The 11,185-nt window shown below is 44.1% G+C and carries 11 protein-coding genes; 5 read left to right on the top strand and 6 right to left on the bottom strand.

Annotated elements, in window-relative coordinates:
• The coding region (locus BUA75_RS14780) for an ATP-binding protein (RefSeq protein ID WP_165612046.1) at window positions 1-181 on the top strand (181 nt) is incomplete at its 5' end.
• Between the two features lie 185 nt (window positions 182-366).
• Here the strand turns inward: BUA75_RS14780 and hpaI are convergent.
• From hpaI to BUA75_RS14750, 6 genes are all read right to left on the bottom strand, one after another.
• Window positions 367-1,251: a 2,4-dihydroxyhept-2-ene-1,7-dioic acid aldolase gene (gene hpaI, locus BUA75_RS14775; RefSeq protein ID WP_072875350.1), complete on the bottom strand. Its 885-nt coding sequence runs from the start codon at window positions 1,249-1,251 to the stop codon at window positions 367-369.
• Window positions 1,252-1,279: 28 nt separating this feature from the next.
• Window positions 1,280-2,278: a 3,4-dihydroxyphenylacetate 2,3-dioxygenase gene (gene hpaD, locus BUA75_RS14770; RefSeq protein ID WP_072875349.1), complete on the bottom strand. Its 999-nt coding sequence runs from the start codon at window positions 2,276-2,278 to the stop codon at window positions 1,280-1,282.
• Between the two features lie 11 nt (window positions 2,279-2,289).
• Window positions 2,290-3,771: a 4-hydroxyphenylacetate 3-monooxygenase, oxygenase component gene (gene hpaB / locus BUA75_RS14765; RefSeq protein WP_072875348.1), complete on the bottom strand. Its 1,482-nt coding sequence runs from the start codon at window positions 3,769-3,771 to the stop codon at window positions 2,290-2,292.
• A 28-nt stretch (window positions 3,772-3,799) separates the two neighbouring features.
• The gene (gene hpaE / locus BUA75_RS14760) at window positions 3,800-5,275 is read right to left on the bottom strand and encodes a 5-carboxymethyl-2-hydroxymuconate semialdehyde dehydrogenase (RefSeq protein WP_072875352.1); all 1,476 of its coding nucleotides are present in this window, start codon (window positions 5,273-5,275) and stop codon (window positions 3,800-3,802) included.
• A 41-nt stretch (window positions 5,276-5,316) separates the two neighbouring features.
• Window positions 5,317-6,063 carry a fumarylacetoacetate hydrolase family protein gene (locus tag BUA75_RS14755; protein WP_072875347.1) on the bottom strand — a complete coding sequence of 249 codons (747 nt, stop codon included), beginning with the start codon at window positions 6,061-6,063 and terminating at the stop codon, window positions 5,317-5,319.
• Between the two features lie 83 nt (window positions 6,064-6,146).
• Window positions 6,147-6,632, bottom strand: coding sequence for a flavin reductase family protein (locus BUA75_RS14750; protein WP_238413722.1), 486 nt, complete (start codon window positions 6,630-6,632; stop codon window positions 6,147-6,149).
• Window positions 6,633-6,837: 205 nt separating this feature from the next.
• Between BUA75_RS14750 and BUA75_RS14745 the strand changes: the two genes are divergently transcribed.
• From BUA75_RS14745 to BUA75_RS14730, 4 genes are all read left to right on the top strand, one after another.
• Window positions 6,838-7,614, top strand: coding sequence for an IclR family transcriptional regulator (locus BUA75_RS14745; RefSeq protein WP_072875346.1), 777 nt, complete (start codon window positions 6,838-6,840; stop codon window positions 7,612-7,614).
• A 204-nt stretch (window positions 7,615-7,818) separates the two neighbouring features.
• Window positions 7,819-8,706 (top strand): DNA adenine methylase, encoded by an 888-nt coding sequence (locus BUA75_RS14740; protein WP_083574290.1) that lies wholly within the window; start codon window positions 7,819-7,821, stop codon window positions 8,704-8,706.
• A complete protein-coding gene (locus tag BUA75_RS14735) occupies window positions 8,706-9,794 on the top strand; it encodes a restriction endonuclease, SacI family (protein ID WP_072874615.1) in 1,089 nt (362 codons plus the stop codon). The genes BUA75_RS14740 and BUA75_RS14735 overlap by 1 nt, the downstream gene beginning before the upstream one ends.
• A 24-nt stretch (window positions 9,795-9,818) precedes the next feature.
• Window positions 9,819-11,156, top strand: coding sequence for an ISL3 family transposase (locus BUA75_RS14730; RefSeq protein ID WP_072874616.1), 1,338 nt, complete (start codon window positions 9,819-9,821; stop codon window positions 11,154-11,156).
• Window positions 11,157-11,185: the final 29 nt, after the last annotated feature.

The raw sequence follows: 11,185 nt of genomic DNA, 5'->3' as shown, positions 1-11,185 counted from the left end.
TAGTCAAATACCAGTAGAACTGTGGTACGAACAATTTTCTGACTCGACTCTAGCAGACGCTGTGCTGGACCGCCTAGTCCACGACGCATACAAGATTCAACTGAAAGGGGAGTCGATGCGAAAACTACTGAGTGGGGTAAAAAACGCTCCTGAGGGAGACAAAACTGTTGCAACGAACTAAGAAATTTGTTTAATTCAAAGTAATCCCACATGGACGAACGGAAAGTGTCCAAGAGTTTCCGGACTCACTGTCCAAGACTTTTCGGAACGACTGTCCACGACTTTCCGGATTCAGTGTCCAAAAGCCCCGGAATATGCAAACATATAACATCTACAGCTACAGGTGCATAATTCTATATTTGAATTTCAAATCAAACTGTATTTTTGGAGTACATTACGAAGTTTATCCTGCATTTCATCATCTGGTAATACTAAAGGTTTTCGAATCACCGGACGAATTTTCCCCATCATCGCCATGCAAGCTTTCAGTGGACCAGGATTGGTTTCCCAAAAAAGCGCCTGATTGATTTCTAAAAGTTGAAAATGCAAATCTCTCGCAGCATCCCACTTCCCTGCCGCACATAGATTATAAAGTTCTGATACTTCACGGGGCATTAAGTTTGCTGTAGCACTGATATGCCCTTTTCCACCAAGCGCGAGCATAGGATAACACAATTCTTCTATGCCCGAATAGACATTGAAATCTCTTCCGCAGGCGTGCAGGACATGGCTAATCTGTTCAAAATTTTTGTTTGACTCTTTTACACCTATAATGTTAGGACAATTTTTTCGCAATCTGGCCATCGTTGTGGGTTCCATATTCACCCCTGTCCGACCAGGAATATTGTATATGACAATAGGAATATCGACTGCATCAGCCACACTGCAAAAATGTTGATAGAGACCTTCCTGAGAAGGTTTAGAATAATACGGTACAATAACCAAAGCTGCATCTGCGCCAATTTTTTGGGCATGCAAAGTAAGTTCCAGGGTTTCTTCAAAATGGGTCGATCCGGTCCCTAATACAGTGGGCACACGTCCTCGCACCTGATCAACAGTAACTTCCATAATATGTTTTCTTTCTGCAATACTCAACGAACTCGGCTCACCCGTTGTACCGGTACAAGAGATACCGTGTGTTCCGCTGTCAATATGCCATTCTATTAATTCGCGAAATGTTGTTTCATCAAATGAACCATCTTCTAAAAATGGCGTGACCATAGGCGCAATAGAACCAACCAATTCTGCCATTTTCCATATTCCTCCTAATTTTCTATATTCATTTGATATATTGGGCTGCCACTCCATTGGGCGGATAATCGCTCACTGCAACCCTCTGAGAAGTTTGAACATCTAGCACCAGAGAAGCCTCTTTCCACCAGCTTTCTGGCGTACTGTGCCCCCAAAGTGTTTGCCGCCGCGGATCCTGAGCACTCCATCGAATCGGTTGCAAATCCGGATCGATGGTTAAATAATCACTCGTATAAAGTTCGATACGATGTCCATCGGGATCGCGCAAATACAAAAAAAACGCATTGGAGATGCCGTGCCGCCCAGGACCACGCTCTATATGTTCATGCATAGCTGCACCGCCCAGAATGTCGCACACGCGAATAATACTCATCATATCGTCCATCCAAAATCCAATATGATGCACGCGTGGACCTGCGCCTTTCATGAGAGCGATATCATGGACACTGGGTTTGCGGCAGAGCCAAGCTGCTGTCTTTTCCTGTGGTTCTTCGTCTGTTTCCACATACTCTGTGAGCTTAAAACCAAGTTCTTTCTGCCAAAATTCGAAAGCTGCCGAGAAATTGGGCACAAAAAGATTAAAATGATCCATTCTTCGTACTGCTCCGCCGCGATGCAAATGATACTTTTGATGATAAGGTTCCAAAGCCGTCATATCTGAAAAAAATTCAACGGGAAAGCCAAAGGGATCTTGAACCAGAACAGCCAAACCCTGTCCTTTTTCTTCATTGGGCTCACGAAGCCGGACATAGCAGCCCTGTTGTAAATAGAATTGATAGAGTGCTTCCACATCTTCATTGGATGCTACACGAAATCCGAGATGTCCCACAGCTGGTGTATCGCTCTTTTTGAGAATCAAACTGTGATGATTTCGTTCCTCAACACCACGCAAATAAATCTCAGTTGACGTTTCATCACTGACCACAAACCCGAGCGCATCCACATAAAACGCACGTGATTTTGACAAATCGGAAACTCTCAGTTCTGCATGCGCCGCCCGTAAAATTTGAAATGGATGGTGCGACATATGATTCCTCCTCATGCCTGGGTAGACGCTACCTCAACCTGCACAGGATCATCTTGATGCAAAAAACGTTGAACGCGCTCCACCATTGGCGCTTTATTGTACGAATGGTAATAGGCTCCTGCCATGCGAACCGGATCACCAAAGAAATAGCGTTCATAGAGAACTTGGCGAGAGCCAAACGCACTGAGCGAAACATCCCAAGCGAGCCTGAACAATCGCAATCTATCTTCCGCATTGCGATTGCGAGAAACTAGATACTTATGGATATCCGCTTGCACATCGCTGGTCATATCGGTTTCTGAAGGAATAGCCATTAATCCACTCGCTCCCAGTAACTGTAAAATTTCTACCAGTCGCGGATAAAGTTTGGGGAAAATTTGTCGAGCCGCATTCAAAGGCTCCCATTTAGGCGTCATGACTCCCCAACGATTCAGGGAAGCATCAGCTTCTGAAGATCGTACAAACGCTTTCATTGTCTCTACGGCGAGCATGATCTCGCTGACCTTTTCCTGCACATGTTGGAACTGACCGATACCTATAGCATCGACAATATTTTCTGCCACTCCGAGCACAAACTCAGCTTTCGCAATATTTTTTTGCAAAACTTGGTAGGTCATATGAATGGTGGCCCCAGTCATCTGGTGCAAATCGTTGCAAAGTTTTGCATCCTCCAGCAAAAATACTCGATTCCAGGGAACTAGGACATCATCAAAAACGACTACGGCATCCATTTCTTCAAAACGAGAGCCAAGTGGATGGTCAAAATGAGATTTGCCGTAATCGAAAGTTTCTCGACAAAGATAACGCAGACCTGGAGTTGAATTGGGAATGGCAAAAGCAAACGAGTAAGGATTATCTTCTTCTGTTCCTTTAAGAAGGGTGGACGGAAAAACCATGATTTCGTCCGTTATGGGACCTTGTGTGGCGAGCAATCGTGCGCCACGAATGACCACACCATCTTTATTCTTATCGACCACATGCGCCGCAACGTCTGGATCAGATTGCTGACTGACACTGAGCGCACGATTAACCTGCGGATTGATGAGTGTGTGGGTCAGACTTAAATCGTGCTGACGAACATAGCGATAGTAGGCACGAATGTTTTCAGCAAACATTGGATTATTTTGTGCAAAATAATCTCCTGCCTGACTCATAGCCATCAAAGCGCTGTTTAGATAATCAGGGGACCGTCCCATCATTCCGCAAGTAGCATCGGCCCAAATTTTATGCATTTGTCGACGTTTTTCTAAATCAGCACTCGTCTTTGGAACCATAAATGACGTCCCGTAACGTTCTCCTTCCTCTTCATAGGTCATCATGTCCCTCAGATTAGGGTTAAATTGTAAATCGTACAATTTGGCCATGCTCTCGGTTACGTTTGTAAAAGCAGGATGTTCCGTCACAGAACCCTGAACACGTTGTCCATCAATCCATACATCCCGAGATTCTGCGTTCAGCCGCTGCAAATAGTCTTGCCCACGTCTTGCTCCCATCCTCAATTCCTCCTCCCGTTCTATAGACTCATTCAACTTTTCCGAATTTAGGAATAGGGTGATGACTCATGGACACATGAATGGTTTTCAATTCTGTGTAGAACTCGAAACTGTAGTGTCCTCCTTCACGACCTATACCGCTATTTTTGGAACCACCAAAAGGCGTCCGCAAGTCTCGAACATTTTGCGAGTTGATCCACACCATTCCAGATTCAATTTGTCCAGCAACACGATGCGCTTTTGTTAAATTGTTGGTCCATACGTAAGCGGCAAGACCATAAGCAACATCATTGGCTAAATGAACAGCCTCCTCTTCAGAATCAAAAGGGATGCTGACAAGTACTGGACCAAAAATCTCCTCTTGAGCGATACGCATATCATTGCGCACATTCGTAAAAAGCGTTGGACGCACAAAATTGCCAACTTGATCATCTGGCGAAAAACCACCAACAGCAAGAGTCGCACCTTCGTTTAAACCCACACGGATATATTCCTGAACACGTTGATAATGATTACGATGAATCAATGGCCCTACCTCAGTTTTCGGATCAAACGGATCGCCCAAACGAATACGAGCGACTCGCTCCTTTAGACGCTCTTCAAATTCATCCTTGATGCTGCGCTCAATCAACAAGCGCGATCCTGCTGTACAACGTTCTCCATTCAAGGAATACAATCCAAAGACAACAGCGTCCAAGGCACGTTCTAAATCGGCGTCAGCAAATACAACAACTGGCGATTTCCCACCTAGTTCCATAGAAAATCGTTTTAAAGTGCTCGAACCGTTACGCATGATTTCTTTGCCTGTTGTGGTTTCACCCGTAAATGAAATGAGATTGACGAGCGGATGGGCTACAAGAGCGGCACCAGCAGTTTCTCCAAAACCGTGGACTACATTGAAGACACCCTCCGGTATGCCAGCATCATGAATAATTTGAGCTAATTTTGTAGCTGTTAACGGCGACCATTCTGCTGGTTTGAGTACGGCTGTATTTCCGGTAGCCAAACAAGGGGCTATTTTCCAAGTGGATAGCATCAAAGGCGTGTTCCAAGGCGTAATTAAACCGGCCACGCCTACGGGTCTACGCACGGTATAATTGAGAAACGACTCATCTACTGGATAGGTCTCACCTGTCATTTCTTCCGCCTTCTTGGCAAAAAAGCGAAAGTTGTCCGCTGCTCGTGCCGCCTGACCTCGTGCTTGCGCAATGGGTAGTCCAGTGTCTAATGTTTCGAGATAGGCAAGTTCTTCTCCGTTCTTTTCTAATCCTTCGGCTATGTTCACCATGATTCGACTGCGTTCTTTAGCTGACATTCGCCGCCAGGGTCCCTCATGAAAAGCTTGATGCGCAGCACATACAGCACGATGTATATCTTCTTCAAACCCTTCTGCCACTTGGGTTATCACTTCGCCATTGGTGGGATTGATGGTTTCAAACCATTTCCCCTGTACGCCATCACAATATGCGCCCTGGATAAAATGACGTGCCGGTTGAATTTCCACCTGACGATTGCCGGATATTTGATAGTTATGTGTTTGTGTTGTCACTGTTCAGCCACCACCCTGTTTTCCAAAACTCCAATTCCTTCAATTTCAAGACGCATCACATCACCCGGATAAACATGGGAAACTCCTTTCGGCGTGCCCGTCCAAATCATGTCATTTGGATAAAGTGTAGTAAATGAGCTGATATACTCAATCAAGTAGTCGATAGTGAAAATCAAATCCCTGCTGTTTCCTTCCTGACGGAGTTCATCGTTGACATAGGTGCGAAGCGTCAATTGGTGCGGGTCGTCAATGTCCTCTTTATCAATCAGCCAGGGTCCCATAGGACCAAACGTGTCAAAACCTTTCGCTTTGATAGGAGGGCGGTATAAATTTCCCACAAAATCCCGGACTGTCACATCATTGGCTATGGTGAACCCGGAAACATACTCCATCGCGTGCTCTCTTTTAATGTTCCGACCAGTTTTTCCAATGACAACAGCCAACTCCACTTCATAGTGCATGTATGCCACACCACTGGGATATACGACAGGAGCACCGTGGCCAATGAACGTATTGGGCGCCTTGATAAAGAGAACAGGATCTTTGGGAACTTCCAGTTGAAGTTCTTTAGCGTGATCGGAATAATTCAAAGCCAATCCATAAACAGTGTGTGGTACAAGTGGCGGTAACCAGGCAATATCTGTGGTAGAAACTTCTCGCCCTGCTTCATCGCGCAGACGACCTCCCGCGTCGACCGTCCCTTCATGGATGCCACCTTGCCAAAAAAATCGAGCATGTTTCATCGTATCCCTCACTTTTTATAAAGAATTTATGATAGTTGGCAGAGTTGGAAGTAAACGCTTACAAATCTTGCTCGTTGAATTGATTAATTTTCTAGTTTCTGCAGGTCATAATATTGACCTTGAAAGTAGACCAGGGGTTGTGTCATCTCATCCGGAAAAACGACTTCTTGTACGCGTCCGATCACAATGACATGATCTCCGCTGTGAACTCGCTCTTCAACCTGACAAGCGACAGAACAGATAGCGCCATCAAGTCTTTGCGTATGTGCAAAAGGCAGAAAAGAAAAGGCGGGAAATGTGGCCGTTGTGCTAAATCCGGCAAAGTAACCGGACAATTCGCGTTGCGATTGTGAGAGTAAGTTTACACAGAATGGATGTCCATGAGCCAGCAATTCAGACATTTTAGCGTTCTCATGAATACAGACCAGCAGTAATGGAGGATGAAGAGAAAGTGAACTGAACGCGTTGGCAGTCATTGCATGAACTTTACCCTGTACTTCAGTGGTCAAAACGGTAACCCCAGTGACAAAGGAACCCATAGCTCGCTTAAACAACGTATCATCCAGCACTTTTTCCAAAGCTACCATCTCCTTTGGAGAGAATGGAATAAGCGAGAAAAAGACACTTCATAGAGAGATTGTCAATTCATCTGATGAGTTATATAATTCATTTTGTTCAGAAAAAAGCGTAACGCGATCAAGCAGAAATGTCAATCATTTCTGCTTGTCATTTTACTCAATTGAAAAGTAACCTTTAGTATAGGAGGAAATTCACTTGCGTGACGTAAAAATGGATTCCATACGTGCTATTGACCGAGCTATTGATGTAGTCAATGCTTTTCGCCATCAAGATTCTGAATTGACCATTGAAATGATTACGCACCGAGTCAAGCTTCCTAAAGCTACTGTTTACCGTGTTTTATATACTCTCGAACGCCGAAGATGGGTTACGTTTAATCCACAGACGTTGACTTATAAACTTGGCCTTAAATTTTTGGAATACGCAGACATTGTAACGGCTAATCTGGATATTCGAAAAGAAGCGGAACCCATTTTGGAAGCCTTACACGAGCAGGTAAATCAAACTGTCTTTCTTTCGATTGTCGAGGACGATCATCTTGTCTACGTTTATCAAAAAGAAGTGCGCGAGGGACTGAAAGTATCCTTGTTTGAAGGACCTCAACGACCTCTAGTTTATGGAGCATTCGGTCTTGTATCACTTGCCTACCTGGACGAAAGCTCGCAAAAAACGATTCTCAGCAAACCCATTCCCGCTTTCACTCCTGCTACAGTTACAGATGTATCGATCATTCAAGAACGAATTCGCGCCATTCGTTCGCAACGAATTTATATTGAACGTGACGAGGCGATTTATGGTGTGACCGGAATTGCTGCACCCGTATTGAATGGGCAAGGAAAATTTGTAGCAGCTGTGGGCATCAACGGACCTACCATGACCATGGTTGACACGCACTTAGAGGAATGTATAAAGGCTGTTCAAGCGGCATCTGAAAAGATATCTCAGAAACTGGGCTATGCTTCTGCAAAATGAAATCTATGTAGAATAGGGGTTTATTTCTATGGATAACTAAACGAATGGCGCACTGCGATTCATCAGCACGCCATCGTTCAGATATTTCGGGTATTCGGATTTTGGGGTTGAAAGCGCCTTTTGATACTTCGATTGTAAAATCGGATTTTGTTGTTGAAAAACAGAATTAAATAGAGTACATTCTTAGTGAAAGGGGTGCTAAAAATGGCAGAAACATCATCATTGTTTTTGAATGCAGTGCTTGAGGAAGCAGGTATACGTCCCCGAGTTAAGAATAAGAACAAAATTGCCTTTGGTTGGTACGGTGGCAAGTATAGCCACCTATCCTGGCTTCTCCCTCTGTTGCCTTCTACGAACCATTATTGTGAACCCTTTGGAGGTTCTGCTGCCGTCCTAATTAACCGTGCCCCCTCTCCTGTAGAAACTTACAATGATTTAGACGGAGAGGTTGTTAACTTTTTTCGCGTATTACGCGATCATAGAGATGAATTGATCGAAGTCATCGGGTTGACGCCTTTCTCACGGGAAGAATTCGTGGAAGCTATTTGTGAACCGGTTGAGGGTTTGTCCGATCTGGAGCGTGCCAGAAGGTTCTACATTCGTGCCAGACAAGCAAGGACAGGGTTGGCACAAACAGCTTCACCGGGACGTTGGGCAACGTGCAGGAATACAAGTAGACGTGGTATGGGCGGAGCTGTCTCTCGCTGGCTAGGAAGCCCACAAGACCTAGTTGAAATTGCAGGTCGGCTCATTCGCGTTCAAATTGATCATCGTCCTGCGATTGACGTTATACATGCCTATGATAGTCCAGATACTCTGTTTTATTGTGACCCTCCTTATCCGCACGAATCCCGTGGCGACAGTAAAGCATACAGTTTTGAAATGACTGATGAGGAACATAGAGACCTTGCAGCAGCGCTACACAATGCGCAAGGTAAAGTGGCTATTTCTGGCTATCATTGTTCGTTAATGGACGAACTGTATGGTGACTGGACGTGTATTGAAGCGGACCCCAGGCTATGCCATTCAGTGAAAGAAGAACGACAAGAAACTTTGTGGATCAATTATGAGTTGCCAATGGAGTTGATCTGATGGGCGAGGAAATCATAGTAAATACCGAAGAGGCAAAAAATACCCTGATTCACTTTTGGGAAACAATTCAGCAGAAAGATTTAGACTCCAATTTTGATGAGGAATTCTCATCTGCAATATCGAGTCTTCTGAGAAGTAACACACGAAGTTATAGATACGTTTTACCAACACAGCTCTTGGCGAAAGTTGTAAATCCAAAAGTAAACGCAACCTGTCTTCAGAAAAGAAGTGCAGTAGTTGGTCATTTTGATGCCCGCACGCTTTGCCATAAGGTGGTTGTTCCCTTTGAGAGAGAACAAGGCAAGCCGCTAGGGGGATCTCCAGAACCGTATGTGAATAATCCACTCAGAGTTCCCGAAGTCAGTTCTGAGCATCGGAATGCACAAAAAGACAAGGACGGATGGGATCAGCTCTGCGCAGTCCTCAATGAAGTGCAAAAACGCGGAGATAAAGCATTTTCCGAACGTATATTCCTACAAGTCTTGTTGGAAATCAGAAAGATTCAGAACGAACAAACCGTTACATATTCAATGCCGCAACGTATCAGTCTAGAACATTCTATGGCAATGTTCCAGGAATTCTTAAAGCCAAAAACGGGTGGAGGTAGACTTCAAGCCGTTTGTGTCGCGTTATTCAGAACGATTGGCGAGTTCTGGGGGATTTATGACGAAGTGTTAAGTGCGGTGGTCAATGCTTCTGATGCATCAGGGGAAAGACCAGCAGACATTGATTGTCGTAAAGACGGAAAAACTGTTTTGGCGGTAGAAGTAAAGGATCGGACAGTTACTTTACAACTCCTTGAAGATAAGATTGCGACAACGCGGTTAGCTCGTGTGGAGGAATTGTTATTCCTGATTCGTTCTGAACCCATCGTAGAAAGCCAAGAGGTTTACGAGAGGGCTCAAAGAGAATTCGCCAGTGGGCAGAACATTTATTTGCTTCATGTCGATGTCTTCATGGAGCAAATTCTTAGCTTGATTGGTGAAGATGGACGGTTGTTGCTCATTGAAAAGGTTGGCAACGCACTGGAGGAATTCCGTTTGGACTTTAAGGACCGAAAAGATTGGGCCGATATTCTGGTTAAATAGTCGTAGCGTGAGGTATAAGTTCAAATGGATATTCTTAATCTTCCACATTTCAAGATATTGACACATAAAGAAACAGAACATGATTTTCAGATTGAACTTGAAACGGTTGCTGCTCCAGATGCCTGTCCTCATTGTGGGTGTATTGCTAATCTCTATCGTTATGGGCGAAGAGCACAGCTAATCATGGATTTACCCATTCATGGTAAACGTGTAGGACTTCTGATTCACCGCCAACGGTATCAATGCCGAGATTGCAAGCAAACCTTCTTTGAGCCGCTGGATCACACTGTCGATGAAAAGCGAAGCGCCACCAAAAGACTTGTGAAATATATTGAGAAACAAAGCCTGGAACGGACGTTTGTCAGCATATCGGAGGATGTTGGCTTGGACGAAAAAACGATCCGCAACATCTTTCGTGACTATATTAACTACTTAGAACAAACAGTCTGTTTTGAAACTCCCAATTGGCTTGGAATCGATGAAATCCATATCATCAAACCTCGCTGTGTTTTAACAAATATCGGTCAAAGAACTATACTCGACATTTTACCAAATCGGAACAAAGAAACTGTGGTGAAATATCTCCATAACCTGCCAAATAAAGGCAGAATTACATACGTTACGATGGATATGTGGCGACCGTATAAGGATGCTGTAAAAACTGTGTTACCGCAAGCAATCGTCATTGTGGATAAGTTTCACGTGGTGAAGATGGCAAATCAAGCTATGGAGACCGTGCGAAAGCAATTGCGGGAAAGCCTATCGCCAAAAGAACGCAGAGGGCTCATGCATGACCGTTTCATTCTTCTCAAGCGAAGAACGGAACTTAAGCCTAATGAAGAACTCATTCTTGAAGTTTGGATTAAGAACTTTGAACAACTAGGAACAGCATATCATTTGAAGGAATCCTTTTTCAAAATATGGGATGCTAAAAACAAAGAACAGGCAATGAAGGCTTATGATGAGTGGCGAAACCAGATACCTCCCTCGCTTGAATATGCTTTTAAAGACATTTTAACCGCAGTGAGTAATTGGCATGAAGAAATATTTACCTATTTCATGCACCCAATTACAAATGCTTATACAGAATCCTTAAACAGTCTAATACGGGTCATGAACCGCTTAGGTCGCGGGTACTCTTTCGAGGCTCTCAGAGCAAAAATTCTGTTTTGTGAAGGTTTGCACAAGAAGAAAAGGCCCAAATATAATAAGCATGGTTTTATGACAGAGAGCGTAGAAAAAACGATGCCTAGAAACGCATTCTTTGATATGTATGTTTCAGAGTCCTCAATTCAAGAAACTAAGAACTATGGTGTTGACATTTCAACCTTGGTTGACAAATTAGAGAAAGGCGAACTTTGAGCTTTTTCAACCCCAAAATCCGAATACCC

Origin of the sequence: Alicyclobacillus tolerans (assembly GCF_900142255.1) — a bacterium.
Classification (GTDB): domain Bacteria; phylum Bacillota; class Bacilli; order Alicyclobacillales; family Alicyclobacillaceae; genus Alicyclobacillus_I; species Alicyclobacillus_I tolerans.
The sequence above is the reverse complement of the archived record's forward strand: the minus strand, read 5'-3'. Positions and strand labels throughout refer to the sequence as shown.